The following is a 15797-nucleotide window of genomic DNA, read 5'->3' on the forward strand; positions in this document are numbered from 1 at the left end:
CCTTCCAAATCCAGAGGAATCTGGACCGTGCCAGGCTCTGCCCTCCCGACGCGCGTTCGCCATCTCACGAATGCTCGGTGCATCCCGTGTCGAACGCGGATCTGCCGCCGGCCTGTGAACGTTTCGCATTGGAAGGAAAGCGCGAAGCCTCAATCGGCACCAGCGCCGGCTTAGGTGGGCAGCGGCACCGTCGCCAGAATCCGCTTGAGTATTGCCGTGACCGCGCGCCTTTCCTCAAGTGCATCGCTCGACTGGCGCCCCATCGCCAGACGATGAGCGAGCACTGGCAACACCAGCGCGACAACGTCGTCGGGCAGGACAAAGTCCCGTCCAAGAATCAAGGCCCTCGCCTGCGCCGCCGCCTTCAGGGCGAGCCCGCCCCGGACGCTGATGCCGGCCTTGAACTCGGTTTCGGTGCGGGTGGCCGCGACAAGCCTTAGCAGATACTCAAGGACAGTCTCTTCAACAAAGACCTGCCCCGCCACCACCTGAAGCTTAAGGATTTCGTCGAGCGACACGACGTGGTTCAGTTTGATGTCGTCATAGGAACCACGCGCCGCACGCAGAATTTCCATTTCGTCCGCCGGCTGTGGGTACCCCATGTGGACGCGCATCAGAAAGCGATCCATCTGGCTTTCGGGCAGGGGAAAGGTGCCTTCGTAGTCGACGGGGTTCTGCGTTGCAAAAACCATGAACGGCAAGCCCACCGCATGCGTTTCACCGTCGACGGTCACACGGGACCGGTCCATGACCTCCAGAAGCGCCGACTGCGTCTTCGGCGTTGCGCGATTGATTTCATCCGCCAGCACGATGTTCGCAAACACCGGGCCGGGCCTGAACACGAACTCCCTCACGGAGTCGTCATAAATCGCAACACCCGTCACATCCCCCGGCAGCAGGTCGCTCGTGAACTGCACGCGGGAAAACTCCCCGTCCATCGATCTTGCGAGGGAATAGGCGAGCGTCGTCTTGCCGAGTCCGGGAAGGTCCTCCATGAGAAGGTGGCCTCCCGCAACCAGGCATGTCAGCACATCCTGAATGACATCGTCCTTTCCCTTGATGGTCAGCCGCATGTTGGTGCGGATGCGATCAATGGCGGTCCTTGCCTCGGTGACCGCGCTGGTGGAAATGAAATCACTCATGTTGGAGACGCTGGAAGCCTGGACAACCTGGTCAACCTGCTCCGGGTTCTTCGGTCATATTTGCGGCAGGCTTTACGTTCTCTTCGCAATTGGACGGATTGGGAGGATAAAATCCAGCAGCGCGTGACGCTCTACCGGAGCACCGCGATGAGCCGCGTGAAAATGTCGTTAACCTTTCGCTGGTTTTCCTTCACGAGATTCCTGAAGACCTGAAAATCGATCGATGTCCCCTCGAGGCCGTTCGCATAGTTGTCGATGATCGCCAGGCTGTTGTACCGGATGCCGAGTTCCGAGCAGAGATCCGCCTCGTGAGCGGCGGTCATTCCAACGACATCCCCCCAGTGGCGCAGGATGGCAATCTCCGCCTTGGTCTCGAATCTTGGGCCGCGCATCTGGACATAGATCTTTCCAGTCTCAACGACAAACTCGGGGGCGAGCGCCGCAGTGATCTTGGGAATCAGCGTATTCGCGATTCCCGGCGCCCCACCCTTCAGCTCTTCATCGAAAAAAGTCTGCGGGGCTCCCTGCAGGTTCACGTAGTCGCTGCAGGACACCAGCGTTCCCGGTGGCAGTTCCGGCTTCAGGGATCCCACTGAGTTGAAGGAGACGACATCCTCGATACCGAGCTCCGCAATGGCCCGGATGTTTGCGCGATGGTTGATTGAATGCGGAGGCAGCGGCACCCCGAAGCCGTGACGGTTCAGCAGGACCTGGTTTGCCTGCGACTTGAAAGTGACGGGACCATGCGGCGTCAGGACCGTGCGCGTATCCCAGTCCTTGAAAAGCGTCGAATTGACTATGCTGGTTCCGCTAACAAGCGCAACTTTCACCTGACGATCCAAGCGATCCGGGCAACGCAGGTCAACGCCCGCCCGCTTCGTAGTATTCCGATCGTGCGTGCAACGGAGACTACGTAAAATGGTCCCGCGCTGCAGCACCAGCGGCACGCCTGACCGGTCCCGAAATGTCAGGGAACACCGATGAGTCCGATCGCGGCAAGCATCAGGATTGCGCCGACGAGGCGATTTCTCAGCAGGGCCGGAGGCAGCGACTTTTCCTCATTCTCAAACCAATGGCCGATCATCCAAACAGCCACGACACTCCAGAGCCCGCGGGAGGAGTACACGATGTTGACCGCTGTTGCGTCGCCGTACACCGCCAGCGCATACGCCACGCTGGCCGCCTGAACTGCCAGCAGGACCGCGCCCGGCCCAAGCCAGGGCCAGGCTGCACGTGGTACTGAAGTGAGCGGAGCGTGGAATCGGTGAATGATGCCAAAAGAGTAGATCGCAAGACTTCCGAACATGATGGGCAGATAGACTCCCGCCCCCCACGCAGGCGCCCATTTCTGCACAAGCACATCCGTCAGCGCAAACGCCGCGGCGGCGACAGAGCCCCACACAACGGTCGTCCCGACGCGACGATGCGGGATGCCCCTGGCTCCCAGGTTCAGCAGGACAATCGCCAGAGTGCTGAGCGCCGCCGCCAGCCACCACTTGAGAGGCACCGGATCGGCGAGCAGAATCGCGCTGAATAGCGCTACCAGCATGATTTTCAGGCCGAGAACAGGCGTCGCTATCGAAACATCACCCTCGATCGCGAGGAACGTGGCAATCTGCCCGACAAAGAACATCAGGCCGGTAAGCGCAGGCTGCCAAAGCATCGCATGGGGTTGTCCCGTGCCGCCGACAAGCAGGAGCGGTGAGAAGCACACGGCCATCGCCCAGTTGGAGACAAACGTGGTTCGCCACAATCCCACGCCGTACGCGGAGGCACGCTTCACCAGAAGCACGGCAATGACATAGCCGAAGCTGCTCGCCAGTGGAAACAGCAGATGAACGGGAAATCTCACGTCAGGAGACGACCATCACCGTCTGGATGCACAAAGCAATGACCGGTCCGCCGGCAATCAAAGATAGGACTCGATCAGCTTCTCAAATGCAGCCTCATCCGAGACCGCACCTATCTTTCGGTGCCGTATCCGCCCGTCGCGATCGATCACAAACGTGGTCGGCATGACCTCAACCTGGTAGGCGGAGGTAACCTCGTCATCACCCATCACGATCGGATAGTTGATGCCCATGGATGCGACAAACTTCCTGACAACACCGGGCCCCTGCGCGTCGAGGGAGATGCCGACAATCACAAGACCTCGTTCGGCCAGCTTCTTGTACAGATCGACGTAGAATGGCATCTCGGCACGGCACGGCGGACACCAGGTCGCCCAGAAATCCACGATCACGACCTTGCCTTTGAATTGGGAGAGCTTCACCTCCGCTCCAGCGAGATCCTTCAGGCGCCATTCGGCGGCCGCTGGCAACCCGGCATCCTTCCGCGCGGCCTCGTGCGGCTCCTGTCGCTCCTTGCATCCCCCGAGGGACGTGAAGCCGGCAAGAGCGATGACCATGCAAACGAGCGGGCGAACAACCGGAAATTGATTCATCGAGGAATGAGTCATTGTTGAAATCGCTGAACCGTCAAACGTCCTGCGTCGAAAAGCCACCCGACCTAGAGCTCCCTCGCCTCTGGCAGGTCCATGCCCAGTGTATCGACAAATTTCTTCATCGCCGGCGTCAGCACGCGCCCTTTGCGGTGGAGAATGGCGAGCGGCCGCGTGAACTCCCTCTCCTTGAATCTAAGAACAGCGAGCGTGCCCTGCCTGCTTTCCTGAATGACAGTCGCATGGGGAACGATCGCGATGCCGTGATCTATCTCCACCGCTCGTTTGACCGTCTCGATATTGTCGAATTCCATCACCGGTTCAATCTCGAGCCGGTTGTCGCGGAAAATCTGGTCGACCGCCTTGCGGGTGGGAATGTCCGGGTCGAAGCCAATGAACTTCTGGGCGGCCAGATCACTCAACTGGATCTCCGCGGACTGTTTTGCCAGTGGGTGGCTGGGATGCGTGATCACCACCAGCCGGTCATTCCGGAAGGGTATCGCTTCAATCTGCCGCTGCTTGACGGGAAAGGCCACAAGGCCGAAATCGACGGAATTGTGGAGAATGTCCTCATAGACCAGATTCGACCGCCGGTACTCCACGCGCACGTTGACGGACGGGAAATCATTCAGGAATCGCTTGATGTAGGGAGGGAGCTCGTGCAGGCCGATCGAATAAATTGTGGAAATCCGAATCACACCGCTGATGACCTTCTTCATTTCCTGAAGCTCGGAATTGAGCTTGTCATAGGTGTGCAGCAATTCCTTGGCGGACTCGTACACGCGCTGCCCCTCCCGGGTGAGTTGAAACTGCTTTTGGCTGCGGTCTATCAGCAAGGCCTTGAAATGGCGTTCCATCGCCCGGGCCTGCTGACTGACAGCGGACTGTGTGATACCGTTGATTTTGGCCGATTTCGAAAAACTCTTGGTTTCGACCAGATCCGAGAAAATCTTGAAATTATCTATCTGCATGATGAGACCGGAATCTCCCGAGTTATAATCTGACCTTATCAAAGGGCAATCCATTAAAACTTCTTTATTGATGCAAACATCGTATGAGGATTTTCACGCAGCCGCCTGTCGCGTCGTTGAAAAAATTTCCGAGGCCTGCGCTCGTTGCGGTCGCTCCGAGCGAGACGTGAGCCTCATGGCGGTGACAAAAACCCATCCGGTTGAAGCCGCCCACCACGCAGCCCGATTCGGACTCAAGAGCGTGGGGGAGAACCGGGTTCAGGAGGCTTGCGAAAAAATTCCTCTGGGGCCGCCCGGCCTCCGCTGGGAATTGATCGGACACCTGCAATCAAACAAGGCGCGGCTCGCGGTCAGATGGTTTGACCGGATTCAGAGCGTCGACAGTGAGAAACTCGTCCGGGCCCTGCAGCGGGAGGCGGCAGCGATCGGGAAGATTCTTCCCATTCTGCTGCAGGTAAACTCCGGCAATGATCCCGCCAAGTTCGGCATCGATCCCGAAGATGCACCAGGACTGATCGAAGGCGCGCTCCAGCAGCCGAACCTCCGGGTGGAAGGCCTCATGACAATTGCTCCGCTCAGCGAGGATTCCGAGGTCGCAAGGCGCACATTTTCAAGATTGCGGGAAATCCGGGATGAACTCTGCGCGCGCTTTTCTGTCGCCCTTCCGGAGCTGTCGATGGGAATGAGTTCGGATATGGAAATTGCAATTGCCGAAGGAAGCACGCAGGTGCGCGTAGGCTCCGCCCTGTTCGGTGCGCGGCCTCCCATTTAGAATCAATGGCTTCAGTCCGGAAACTCCCTTTGCTGTTGGCATCAGGAATGAAAGAACCTTTCCTTCAAACGTGCCCGCGCCCTCCTTCGATTCCAGGCAGAAAGCCGCGCTTCTGACGCTGCTCGACGATCAGTCAGCAGCAACGCGCAAGGCGCTGCTTGCCCACTTCACTGCGCAATCGATTGCGGCGGCACAACTGCTCAAGGAGATCGCCATCGGTTCAAACCGGATCCTGGCTTCGCATGCGCGCTGGTACCTGAACGAGCTCAAGATTCGCGATCCCATCGAGGAGTTTCGCGCCTTCGTGAGGTCGCTGAGCTACGAACTGGAGACCGGGGCATTGTTGATGGGGCGCACCATCTACCCCGACATCGAAGTCGCCGACGTCTGCCGGCAGCTCGATGAAATCGCCTCGCGCTGCCGCGAGCTCACAGCCGAACCGTCCAGTGCGAGGGAGAAGTGCCGGGTGATGAACCGCGTGCTCTTTCACGAGTTCGGATTCCACGCCAACCTTGAGCACTACTCGGATCCCGAAAACAGCTTCCTTCACAAGGTGCTGCTTCGCCGCAAGGGCATTCCCATTTCACTTTGCACGGTGTACCTCCTGGTGGCCCAGAGGCTCGGATTTTCCCTGGAGCCGGTCGGTCTGCCGAGCCATTTCGTGATCGGCTGTTTTCTCGATGAAAAGCCCTTCTTTGTCGACGCCTTCGACGGCGGCACCTTTCGCAATGCCGGCGAAATGGCGCTTCGATTCAAGCTCTACGGGCACCCTGCGAATCCCGGCCAGCTTGCACCCACGCCCGTTCGTGAGGTGCTCTGCCGGACCTGCCGCAACCTGATCAATCATTTCACCGCCGCGGGACTCCTCGAACAGGCGAAGCTCTTCGCCTCCTTTGTTGAGGAATTTGAGAATACGCACGCCCGTCATTCGGCTTGAGCAGCTGTCCCGGTCGCCGCGCTGACAGACACCGCCTCGCGGAGCCTCTGCGGAATTGAATTGCAGCGCATTCCCTGCAACACCTGCCTGCAACCGTTCATGGCTACAAGCGCGGTCCTCACCCTCAATGACCTGGATGCATGGCGTCCGGATGGCGTCCATCTGGCGGTGCTGGGTCATCCGATCAGGCACTCAATCAGTCCGGCGATGCACAACGCCGCGCTGGCCGAAATGGCCCTTCGGAATCCCGGATTCTCCAACTGGAGTTATGTTCGATTCGATGTCCCTCCCCAGGATTTGCCCACGGCTTTGCACCGCCTGCATGCCCGTGGTTTTCTCGGATTGAATCTGACGGTTCCACACAAGGTCCTGGCCTTCGCACAGGTGGCGTCCATCGACCCCGCCGCAGTGCCCATCGGAGCTGTCAATACCCTGAAGCGCGAATCCGGAGGTTGGAAGGGTTTCAACACGGACGGCTACGGCCTTACCATGGCGGTCAAGGAAACGCTTGGCATTCACCTGAGGGACAAGGAAATCATCCTCCTTGGCGCCGGAGGTGCCGCGCGCGGCGCAGCGGTGGAATGCCTGCGCCAGGAATGCCGGGCCCTGTGGATCGGCAACCGTACCCAGGAAAACCTTGTTCGCCTGCTCAGCGAGCTCCATGGGACCGCCGGCCGGATTCCCTTGCACGGCTTCAATCCATCGTCCCCTCCGGCAGACCTGCCGTTGCACGCGCTGGTCATCAACGCCACGAGTGCCGGCCTTCGTCCCGATGACGCGCCTCCCATCATTCTCGAATCAATCCCCCCGCCTTCCGGTGTCTATGACATGATCTACAATCCTGCGGAGACTCCTTTGCTGGCCAGTGCGAGTCGAATGGGAATTCCCACCGCCAACGGGCTGTCAATGCTTGTCCACCAGGGAGTGCGTGCGCTCGAAATCTGGTCGGAATCCGACGTGCCCGTCAGAGCCATGCGCACGGCGGCCGTGCAGGCGATGGGACGGTGACAGCTATTTGACATCGGTTCTCCGATCGTCGAAATGCACCCATCCATGTTTTCCGAGTACGCCGGCCTGGTTGAGGCATTTCCCGTGTTCTTTGCAGTTCTGTCCGGGATTCTGGGCGCTGTGGTCGGAAGTTTCCTAAACGTCGTCATTCACCGCGTACCCATGGGCAGATCGATTGTCCGCCCTCGCTCGCAATGCGCCTGCGGCACTCCCATCGCATTCCACGACAACATCCCCGTCCTGAGCTGGTTCATCCTCAGGGGCAGGGCGCGCTGCTGCGGCCGCCCCTATTCGTTTCGCTACCCGTTCGTAGAAATGCTCGTCGCCGGGCTGTTTCTGTGGAGCTGGCTCGTCTTTCCGCCAGCCAAGGCGATTGCGGGCTGGGTGTTTCTGAGCGGTTTGGTTTGCGCGACGTTCATAGATCTGGATCACCTGATCATTCCCGACGCTTTCACCGTCGGCGGCGCGGTGGCCGGCATGCTGATGTCGCTGGCCGTGCCAGCGCTGCACGGCCACCAGGGTGGCGATCACCTCGCCAATGTCATCCAGGCCGGAACAGATTCCATGCTGGGTATTCTGATCGGTTCCGGAATGGTCCTATGGATAGCCCTGCTCGCTGAAGCAGTCCTGAAAAAGGAGGCCATGGGCTTCGGCGACGTCAAATTCATGGGTGCGATTGGAGCGTTCTGCGGCTGGCAGGGCACGCTTTTCAGCCTATTTGGAGGAGCCATGGTCGGGACGGTCTGGTTCGTGCTCGCCCTCCTCTGGAAACAGATTGCCGGTCCGCGCGCCAACATCGCTCCTCCTGCCGAAACTCCCGACGGCAAACCGGCCGAACTGGCTCTGGGCATGCATGTCCCCTTTGGACCGATGCTCGCGATTGCGGCAGGCATCTACTTCCTGATCGCACATGGCCGGTTTGATCGCTACCTCTCGGATCTCGCGCTGATCCTGCACGCGATCACGTCGCGGTGAGCAAATTGCTTTGCGACGGCTGAAGCCTCAAAGACTCCCGCCCGAACTGGACGCGACAATCGAACGCGTCGCTTCGATCTCTGTCGCAGAAGCGCGTGTCGAGCGTGTTGTGCTGCCCCGCCGCGACGATGCGCAACGCGCACGAAGCAGATCCAAACCCGGCCGATCGACGCCCTCGGGCGTCGCCCGCACCAAGCCATACTGGAATGCGCGTGAAATCAACGCCCCCCTGTGCTGGATCCCAAGCTTGGTGTGGAGCCGCTTGCGGTAGGAGTGAACCGACTGCTCCGACAGGTTTACCATCGCGCCCGCCACATCGTCGCTGCATCCATCGCCAAGAATCGCGAACAGGTACAACTCCCGGGGTGTCAGGCGGCGAAGCGCCGCCGCCGCGGGTGCCGAGCCTTCGAGCATCGGCCGAAGGCTCCCGCTCCAATAGTTCTGCCCACTGTCGATTCGCCGAAGCGCATTTCGGAAACCACCGATGTCATCCGACGTCGTATCAACGGCCCCGCATGCGCGGAGCAGGCGCATCGACTGTACAATCTGATAGTTGCAGCGCGGAGTGAGGAATAAGAAACGATTGCAGGCGGACTCGGATCGCAGCGTGCTCAACACGGAGAAGAGGTCCCCACCCGGCAGGTCAACAGATGCGATCACCAGGTCAGGAGACGCGGCAAGCACGCTGTTCCGCAGTGAAGTGACCGACGACGATTCCCCTGTGCTCGCCCAGGGAAACTCCAGCGACAGGGACCGCCGCAGGATGCCGATGACCATGCGGTCGTCATGCGCGACCAACACGGATCTGACTCTGTGCCGACTCGGACTATTCGCGGATGCTTCATCCAACGAATCCCATTGAGTTGGGTGTGACGCACAGGAGTCGACCGTACTTTCGGGTTTGCAATCCGGACAGGAAGGAGTCGGGACGCATTGATGTAAGGATTCCTTGATCATGATGCAGGCAAACATCACGATGCAACTTCAGTGCATTAAAAGCTTATTCCACTCAATTTTCCGATTTGCCCATCAGAACAGGGAATGGAGGAAATCCTTAATCTGAATCCAGTATTTCGTCAGGATCATGGCTCCAATCCAGCCGATCACGACGCCAATGATGATTTCTTTGTATCTAAGTTTCATGGGGTGTGAGGAGGCGAACAAGCCGCAGACTCCCGCAATTCCTGTTCGCCCCTTGCTGATTAATTTCTAGTCTTCAAAGGCATACGCAAGCGAATCAAAGAAGGCATAGGTCCCGGCCAATGGTCCAAGGTACCAGTGCTGAACGATGGATTTCGCGTAGCCTCCCACAAACTGGCCTATGTCGACATAGACCGGCTCTCCTCCACCACCCGAGACCAAGGTAAGTTCATTTTGAGGAAGTGTTTTCATTTCAAGATCCTCCTCAAACGTTGTTCCAGCCGTCAGCGACGGCATCTTTGAACTCGCCCCAATGCTGGTAGATGTCTTTTCCAACATATGCCGCAGCACCAAATATCGCAATCGCGATCGCCGTACTCAACGAGAACGGCTCCCCTCCGGTTACGCGCGATGCTTCCTCCTGAGTCAGTGTTTTCATTGTATTGATCAACTGGTCACGCAGGGCTCGAGGCTTTTGATTTCAACGCGAAACCCTAAGCTTCCCCCCGCGCGCCGACCAACTTAATGAAACCCCATCCCGCCAAACGGAAGGCTGCAAATGACCCGGTTTAGGGCGCTCCGGACATGTCTCCGGAAAGCAAGCGACTCCTTCGCCGGAAGTTTCGGCTTTGCCCTCTGCGGAAGCCCGTCCAAACCTCGCACACGCCTATGAGTTCCTCGTTGGGGTCCCCCCTTCCCACGCATCCATCAAACGCACGCACTGAGATCTTGGGTCACCCTCGCGGCCTCGCTCCACTGTTTCTGACGGAAATGTGGGAGCGTTTCAGCTACTACGGCATGCGGGCCCTGCTCGTGCTTTACATGGTGGAATCCGTTTCCCGCGGTGGAATGGGGTACCAGACCCGCCAGGCCACATCGATCTATGGCACCTACACGATGAGCGTGTATCTGCTCTGCATTCTCGGCGGATTCATCGCCGACAATTTCATCGGTGCAAGGCGGGCGGTCCTTTGGGGAGGGGTGATCATAGCCTGCGGTCACTTCTCCATGGCGGTACCGTCGACACCCACGTTCTTCGCCGGACTCACCTTGATCGCCATCGGGACCGGCCTGCTGAAGCCCAACATATCCACCATGGTCGGCAGTCTCTACTCGGACGCCGATGAACGCCGCGATGCGGGCTTTTCGATCTTCTATATGGGGATCAATATCGGCGCCTTTGCCGCACCGCTCGTCACCGGCTACCTGGCGCAGAGCGCTGGATGGAAAAGCATCCTTGAGTCCTGGGGAATCACACCGCACTCATCCTGGCACTGGGGCTTTGCAGCCGCTGGAATCGGCATGACCCTTGGACTGTTCATCTATCTGAAAAGGCTGCACTGGCTGTCCCATGTCGGAAACGCCCCGGCGCACGCGGACGGACGGCGACGGCCCTGGGGAAAACTCGCCCTCGTCGCCCTGGGTTCGCTCGCCCTCATCATTGTCATGCGGCTGAGTGACGACCATGCCAGCCTGGTCTGGTTCATCTTTGCCGTGCAGGTGGGAGCCGTCATCTTCTTCGCCTTTCGCCCCAGCCCCGATAGCAAGCGCATCGCCGCAATACTGATCTTCTTCATCGCGGCTGAAATCTTCTGGGCGCTGTTTGAACAGACCGGCTCGTCGATCAGTCTTTTTGCGGATCGCCTCACGCAAAATGACCTGGGCGGCCATGCCTTCCCCTCGTCCTGGTGGCAGTCCGTGAATTCGATCTGGGTCATCATCCTCGCACCGATCTTCGCCTGGCTCTGGCTTCGGCTCGGTCCCCGGCAACCATCCAGCCCGCTGAAATTCACCCTCGGAATTTTCTTCGTCGGCCTGTCGTTCCTCTGGATGGTGCCCGCCGCCAGATTGACGGTCGAGGGCAAGGTCGCACCGTACTGGCTGCTCGTTCTTTTCTTTCTCCAGACCGTGGGGGAGATGCTGCTGAGCCCTGTCGGCCTGAGCACGATGACAAAGCTGGCGCCGCCAAGACTGATGGGGCTCGTGATGGGAATCTGGTTCCTTGCCGCAGCGCTGGGAAACAAGCTCGCGGGTGTTCTCGCCGGCAACTTCACATCCACAAACCCGGACCGCCTCGCCCAATTCTTCCTCAATCAGGCGCTCTTTGTCGGAGCGGCAACCCTGGCCATGCTGGTCCTCGTTCCCTGGACCCGGAGACTGATGGGTGGAGTCCGATGACATGAGCACACGCGCCTGGTTTTCCACGTTCATCTATTGCGAACCGCTTCAGGCCGCCGGCATCGAACGCCTGAATGCCGATCTTGCCGAGGAGTGCCGCAAGCTCCGGGCATTCGACCGCGCGGGCCGGAAATGGTCCGAGAGAAACTACCCGGATGGCTACACGAGCTACGCGTCGATGAACACCCTGCATCGCTTTTCGAGCTCCTTCGAACGGCTGGAAAAAAAGCTGACGCGGCATGTCCGGGCGTTCGCCCGCGAACTCGACATGGATCTCGCCGGCAGGACGATCACGATGTCGGACTGCTGGGTGAACATCATGCCACGGAACGCAGCCCACTCCATGCACCTGCATCCGCTTTCCTTCATCAGCGGGACCTACTACGTTGTCACCCCCCAGTCATGCCCCGGGCTCAAGTTCGAGGACCCGCGCCTCGCCCACCTGATGGCCGCGCCACCCAAGCGCGCGGACGCCCGCGACGTCAATCGCACCCATGTCACCTACCCCGCGACCGCGGGCAGTGTGATTCTCTTCGAGAGCTGGCTGCGGCATGAAGTCGCGCAAAATCGCTCCGGCGCCGAGCGGATAAGCATAAGCTTCAACTACACCTGGTCCTGACTATTCCGTCAGATCGCCGTCAGAATGACGGCCAGGGAGCCCATCGAGAGCAGCGTGCTCAGCACGATTGCACCCGCCGCGATGTTTTCATCACCGCCGAGCTCCCTCACCATCGTGTACGAGGCGGCGGCCGTGGGACACGCCATCAGCACAAGAACGACCCTCATCTCCCCTGCATCCAGTCCCGAGATCCGGCCCACCGCGTATCCAATAAGTGGAGACGCGATCGTCTTGAAGACCGCGGCAAGCAGCGCGATCCCGCGGCCCTCGCGAATCGGCGTCGCCACCAGCGATCCTCCAATGCACATGAGCGCAAGCGGCACCGCCATCCGCGAAACCAGCTCAAGGCTTCTGTCAGCCGGCAGCCAGAGGGAGAACTTCAGAAAATGCGCCACGCCGCCGGCCGCGCTGGCAATGATGATCGGATTGCGCACGATTCCGCCCAGCACCATGAGACCCATGCCTGCGGAGCCGCGATGCTGGCTGAAAAGCAGCAGCCCGATCGAGAATCCATTGTAAACGACCAGGAGGGGTGCGAGCGCGACAATCGCGGCGGCGACCGGCACGCCCGGCATGGTCAGGATCAGGGGCAATCCGACAAACACCAGATTGCCGCGGAACGCCGCCTGGGTCCAGGTTCCCATCCCCTCCGGCTTCACTCCAAGAGCGCGTGACGTCAGCGCGCCAAGCACGACACAAAGGAACGTGGCCAGCAGCAGCGTCACCATCAGCCGGCTCCCCGCAACCGTGCCATAGTCCGCCTTCGCGAGGTTGAGAAAAATGAGGGCGGGCAGCCCGACCCAATAGGTCAGCCGGTTGGCATCCCCAAGGAACGAGGAGCCAAAGAATTGGGCGCGCTGGAGGCCGGCCCCGAGCCCAATGAGCAGAAAAACCGGCCCGAGTATGACGAAGATTTCCACGATGATGAAGCGCGTGCGGCACCCACTCAGGCCCGCCAGTGCCCGGGGCGGTAAAACAGCGGCCCTCCCAGCCGCCTCCTGCAGAACACGTAGGGCCACCAGGCCAGGCCATAAAGGCGGTCACCCTGGGTGCCGGGCAGCAACCGGGCCAGCCACCCATCGCACTCGTCGCGCTGGTGGCGGAGCGACTGCTCCCACCAGTTGCGTCCGCAGTAGCCTAGGTGCCGCATTTGCATCATTCGGATCTCCCTGAAGATCGCTCCGCGCTGGCGCTGCGTTTTTGTCGCCGGATGCTCCCGCGACGCGGCAAGATCCGCCGAGAGATAATGGAAACGCGCCCCCTGGTTCGCCAGGCGCAGCCAGAATTCATAGTCGAAGGCGTTGTCATAGCCGGCGTCAAACCATCCCCACCGTTCATGCACCGAGCGCCGCCAGAACGCCGCTGGCTGACAGATGAAACAGTGCTGGACCAGCGTCTCCAAATCGAAAGGCACCGTCGGATACCGGCGCAGGCGCCTGCCTTCAGCATCGATGAACCAGGCGTCGCCATAGACGACATCCACCTCGGGGAACCTCTCAAAGACCTCCTCCACCGCTGCCAGGGTGCCAGGCTCAAGAACGTCGTCGCTGTTGAGGTAGGCGCAGATGTCACCGCTCGTTTCCCGAAGACCTGCATTGATCGCAGCGGCCTGACCACCATCGGGACCGCTGCACCAGCGGAGCTTCGACCCATAGCCAGAGAGAATCGCCAGCGATCCGTCTTTCGATCCGCCATCGCGCACGACGTGCTCGACCGAGACGCCGTCCTGCGCACGCACGCTCTCAATCGAGGCGCGAAGAAAGTCCGCCTGATCCAGCGAAGGCGTGACAATTGAAAATCGAGCCATACCTGCAGTCCTTCCAGAATGTCGCGCAAACGCCGGTTCGCCGACAAAAAAAGTCTCCGCCTCTTTTTCAGCAGGCGGAGACGAAGAGTCGGGTTGATCCGGACTTAGGCGGACTGCAGGAACGCCATGTGCGAAACCTGGACGATGACAGCGTTCACGCGCGGCAGGAGGAGCGCCTTCAACTGCTCGGTGTCCGTGACGTTCTTGCCGCCGTCCTGAACCGTGAAGAGGCCGGCCTTCACCTTCTCGGCCATTCCCTCCGCGATCTGATTCGCATCACGGGTGCCGTCAATCAACGAAAGCACGTGGCGGGAGAAGGCATCCATGCGGATCGACACATGGCGGAGGTTGGTGACATGCCGGGGCTCATTGAGCGCCTGATAGCGCGCAAAGGCCGTGGCTTTCAGGTGGCCTTCGTTCTTGATTGTCACACTGGGATGCGCCGTGAAGACAATCTCCACCAGTCCGCGGCTGTACAGGAGCAGCAGCTGCTGGGCGATGACGGCCTCCTCGCGGGCTTCGTGTCCCGCCTCGCGGATCGCCGAACCACCCTGATTCAGGCGTCCGCGCACCGCCGCCATGAGTTCGCCAAACGAGATGTGGTTCAGCCCGGCCTGATGGAGCGACAGAATGATCGCCTTCACCAAGGCGCTGTCCGACGTGAAGGTGACGCCGCTGGACAACCGGAATTCCTCCTTCTGGCCCGCCTGGAGGTTGACATCCTCCTTCGTGGGACGCGCCAGGGCGCCGAAGGCGAGCTCCTTCAGAATTGCCGCGTCAATCGTGCGGCTCAGCTTGGAATCCTTCTTCACAAGGAGAGTCATGCGGAACATGCGATTGCGCAGGAAATCCATGTACTGCTCCATCGCGATGATGTTGCGCCCGACCTTCTGCAGGGTCTCCTGCACCTGCTGCGAAAAATTCGACGCCAGCATCGCGCTGAGCTCGGGTTCACCGAGATACTGCAGGTTGTGCTTCGCCGCGGTCTCCACGAAATCGTGGAAATAGAACGCCTTGTTTTCCTCCTCGAGGAAGTCGTGCCGCAGATAGCCGTCAGCCCAGCCCTGCATCGACGTCAGCTCGTTCTTGAGGAACTGCCCGTAGGGATTGTTTTCCGTTGGAACCGAATCCGCCAGGAACTTGACCAGCGCACGGGACTGACCGATGCGCTGCTGAATGTCCGCAAACTGCTGCGTATGGAACAACATCATGTCGCGAATCATGCCGCGCATGTGCCATCCCGGCAGCGCATTGTAACTGATGTAGGCGACGCCGTTGTCGGTCAGCGTGTTTTCGCAAATGCTGAGGATCTTGTTGCGGACATCCTCCGGAACCCAGCTGAAGATTCCGTGCACAATGATGAAATCAAATTTCTTACCTTCCGGATCAAACTCCAGGATGTTCTTGTTCTGAAGGGTGACATTCGTCAGGCCCACTTCGGCGATGGCCTTCTGGCCGCTTTCCACCTGACGGGCCGAAAGATCGACACCCACAAATGAGCTGTTCGGATAGAGCTGCGCGAATGGAATAATATTTGCACCATCAGCGCAACCCAGCTCCAGCACATTGCAATTGTCAGGGCGTGCGGGGCTCATGCCAAACAGGCGGGCGATCGTGGCCAGCTTGATGGGATGGGTCTGAGGAAAGGATGAACTTGGGTAAGGGACTTCGTCGTAAGTGTTAATGGACATTCCCGCAAATCTCCCAGATGCGATCACGGAGCGCCAGCAAAAATCTCCCGACTTTCTGAAGTTTCCGCTCCACAAAAACTTCCGCTGCGCAAAGTCGCTCGGTCAGCGCGCGATTAC

Annotated in this window: 17 protein-coding genes; 6 read left to right on the forward strand and 11 right to left on the reverse strand. The window is 59.7% G+C overall.

The window, feature by feature from the left end:
- Positions 1–170: 170 nt before the first annotated feature.
- The 5 genes from HS122_00985 to HS122_01005 form a co-directional block, all read right to left on the reverse strand.
- Positions 171–1142: a MoxR family ATPase gene (locus HS122_00985; protein MBE7536970.1), complete on the reverse strand. Its 972-nt coding sequence runs from the start codon at positions 1140–1142 to the stop codon at positions 171–173.
- Between the two features lie 131 nt (positions 1143–1273).
- A complete protein-coding gene (locus HS122_00990; protein MBE7536971.1) occupies positions 1274–1972 on the reverse strand; it encodes an MTAP family purine nucleoside phosphorylase in 699 nt (232 codons plus the stop codon).
- Between the two features lie 137 nt (positions 1973–2109).
- Positions 2110–2994: a DMT family transporter gene (locus HS122_00995; protein ID MBE7536972.1), complete on the reverse strand. Its 885-nt coding sequence runs from the start codon at positions 2992–2994 to the stop codon at positions 2110–2112.
- 57 nt (positions 2995–3051) lie between these two features.
- Positions 3052–3585 (reverse strand): TlpA family protein disulfide reductase, encoded by a 534-nt coding sequence (locus HS122_01000; protein MBE7536973.1) that lies wholly within the window; start codon positions 3583–3585, stop codon positions 3052–3054.
- Positions 3586–3650: 65 nt separating this feature from the next.
- Positions 3651–4553 (reverse strand): LysR family transcriptional regulator, encoded by a 903-nt coding sequence (locus tag HS122_01005; protein MBE7536974.1) that lies wholly within the window; start codon positions 4551–4553, stop codon positions 3651–3653.
- A gap of 70 nt (positions 4554–4623) precedes the next feature.
- On the opposite strand from HS122_01005, the gene HS122_01010 reads away from it, so the two are divergent.
- The 4 genes from HS122_01010 (at position 4624) to HS122_01025 (ending at position 8245) form a co-directional block, all read left to right on the forward strand.
- Entirely contained in the window at positions 4624–5325 is a 702-nt protein-coding gene (locus HS122_01010) for a YggS family pyridoxal phosphate-dependent enzyme (GenBank protein MBE7536975.1), read from the forward strand.
- 70 nt (positions 5326–5395) lie between these two features.
- Positions 5396–6262 carry a hypothetical protein gene (locus tag HS122_01015; GenBank protein ID MBE7536976.1) on the forward strand — a complete coding sequence of 289 codons (867 nt, stop codon included), beginning with the start codon at positions 5396–5398 and terminating at the stop codon, positions 6260–6262.
- A gap of 99 nt (positions 6263–6361) precedes the next feature.
- Positions 6362–7270, forward strand: coding sequence for a shikimate dehydrogenase (gene aroE / locus HS122_01020; protein ID MBE7536977.1), 909 nt, complete (start codon positions 6362–6364; stop codon positions 7268–7270).
- A gap of 45 nt (positions 7271–7315) precedes the next feature.
- The gene (locus HS122_01025; GenBank protein ID MBE7536978.1) at positions 7316–8245 is read left to right on the forward strand and encodes a prepilin peptidase; all 930 of its coding nucleotides are present in this window, start codon (positions 7316–7318) and stop codon (positions 8243–8245) included.
- Positions 8246–8272: 27 nt separating this feature from the next.
- On the opposite strand, the gene HS122_01030 is transcribed toward HS122_01025, so the two are convergent.
- The 3 genes from HS122_01030 to HS122_01040 form a co-directional block, all read right to left on the reverse strand.
- Positions 8273–9046, reverse strand: a complete 774-nt coding sequence (locus tag HS122_01030) for a response regulator transcription factor (GenBank protein ID MBE7536979.1) — start codon at positions 9044–9046, stop codon at positions 8273–8275.
- Between the two features lie 408 nt (positions 9047–9454).
- Positions 9455–9637: a hypothetical protein gene (locus tag HS122_01035; GenBank protein ID MBE7536980.1), complete on the reverse strand. Its 183-nt coding sequence runs from the start codon at positions 9635–9637 to the stop codon at positions 9455–9457.
- Positions 9638–9650: 13 nt separating this feature from the next.
- Positions 9651–9824: a hypothetical protein gene (locus tag HS122_01040; protein MBE7536981.1), complete on the reverse strand. Its 174-nt coding sequence runs from the start codon at positions 9822–9824 to the stop codon at positions 9651–9653.
- Between the two features lie 230 nt (positions 9825–10054).
- Here HS122_01040 and HS122_01045 point away from each other — a divergent pair, with 230 nt between their 5' ends.
- A complete protein-coding gene (locus tag HS122_01045; GenBank protein MBE7536982.1) occupies positions 10055–11563 on the forward strand; it encodes a peptide MFS transporter in 1509 nt (502 codons plus the stop codon).
- A 1-nt stretch (position 11564) separates the two neighbouring features.
- Positions 11565–12182 carry a hypothetical protein gene (locus HS122_01050; GenBank protein ID MBE7536983.1) on the forward strand — a complete coding sequence of 206 codons (618 nt, stop codon included), beginning with the start codon at positions 11565–11567 and terminating at the stop codon, positions 12180–12182.
- An 8-nt stretch (positions 12183–12190) separates the two neighbouring features.
- Here HS122_01050 and HS122_01055 read toward each other — a convergent pair whose 3' ends face one another.
- The 3 genes from HS122_01055 to HS122_01065 all read right to left on the reverse strand — a co-directional run bounded on the left by HS122_01055 (position 12191) and on the right by HS122_01065 (position 15680).
- Complete coding sequence (locus HS122_01055) at positions 12191–13102, reverse strand: AEC family transporter (protein MBE7536984.1); 912 nt, start codon at positions 13100–13102, stop codon at positions 12191–12193.
- 26 nt (positions 13103–13128) lie between these two features.
- Positions 13129–13989 (reverse strand): glycosyltransferase, encoded by an 861-nt coding sequence (locus HS122_01060; protein MBE7536985.1) that lies wholly within the window; start codon positions 13987–13989, stop codon positions 13129–13131.
- A 104-nt stretch (positions 13990–14093) separates the two neighbouring features.
- On the reverse strand, positions 14094–15680 hold the full coding sequence (locus HS122_01065) for a methyltransferase regulatory domain-containing protein (protein MBE7536986.1): 1587 nt from the start codon (positions 15678–15680) through the stop codon (positions 14094–14096).
- Positions 15681–15797: the final 117 nt, after the last annotated feature.

The sequence above is a fragment of the Opitutaceae bacterium genome, assembly GCA_015075305.1.
GTDB lineage: Bacteria > Verrucomicrobiota > Verrucomicrobiia > Opitutales > Opitutaceae > UBA6669.

Bases quoted from the DNA above. Each gene is read 5' to 3' on its own strand.
- HS122_00985 (MBE7536970.1), bottom strand. From the start codon at position 1,142: ATGAGTGATTTCATTTCCACCAGCGCGGTCACCGAGGCAAGGACCGCC.
- HS122_01010 (MBE7536975.1), top strand. From the start codon at position 4,624: ATGCAAACATCGTATGAGGATTTTCACGCAGCCGCCTGTCGCGTCGTT.
- HS122_01050 (MBE7536983.1), top strand. From the start codon at position 11,565: ATGAGCACACGCGCCTGGTTTTCCACGTTCATCTATTGCGAACCGCTT.
- HS122_01025 (MBE7536978.1), top strand. From the start codon at position 7,316: ATGTTTTCCGAGTACGCCGGCCTGGTTGAGGCATTTCCCGTGTTCTTT.
- HS122_01040 (MBE7536981.1), bottom strand. From the start codon at position 9,824: ATGAAAACACTGACTCAGGAGGAAGCATCGCGCGTAACCGGAGGGGAG.
- HS122_01000 (MBE7536973.1), bottom strand. From the start codon at position 3,585: ATGAATCAATTTCCGGTTGTTCGCCCGCTCGTTTGCATGGTCATCGCT.
- aroE (MBE7536977.1), top strand. From the start codon at position 6,362: ATGGCTACAAGCGCGGTCCTCACCCTCAATGACCTGGATGCATGGCGT.
- HS122_01065 (MBE7536986.1), bottom strand. From the start codon at position 15,680: ATGTCCATTAACACTTACGACGAAGTCCCTTACCCAAGTTCATCCTTT.
- HS122_01035 (MBE7536980.1), bottom strand. From the start codon at position 9,637: ATGAAAACACTTCCTCAAAATGAACTTACCTTGGTCTCGGGTGGTGGA.
- HS122_01045 (MBE7536982.1), top strand. From the start codon at position 10,055: ATGAGTTCCTCGTTGGGGTCCCCCCTTCCCACGCATCCATCAAACGCA.
- HS122_01060 (MBE7536985.1), bottom strand. From the start codon at position 13,989: ATGGCTCGATTTTCAATTGTCACGCCTTCGCTGGATCAGGCGGACTTT.
- HS122_01005 (MBE7536974.1), bottom strand. From the start codon at position 4,553: ATGCAGATAGATAATTTCAAGATTTTCTCGGATCTGGTCGAAACCAAG.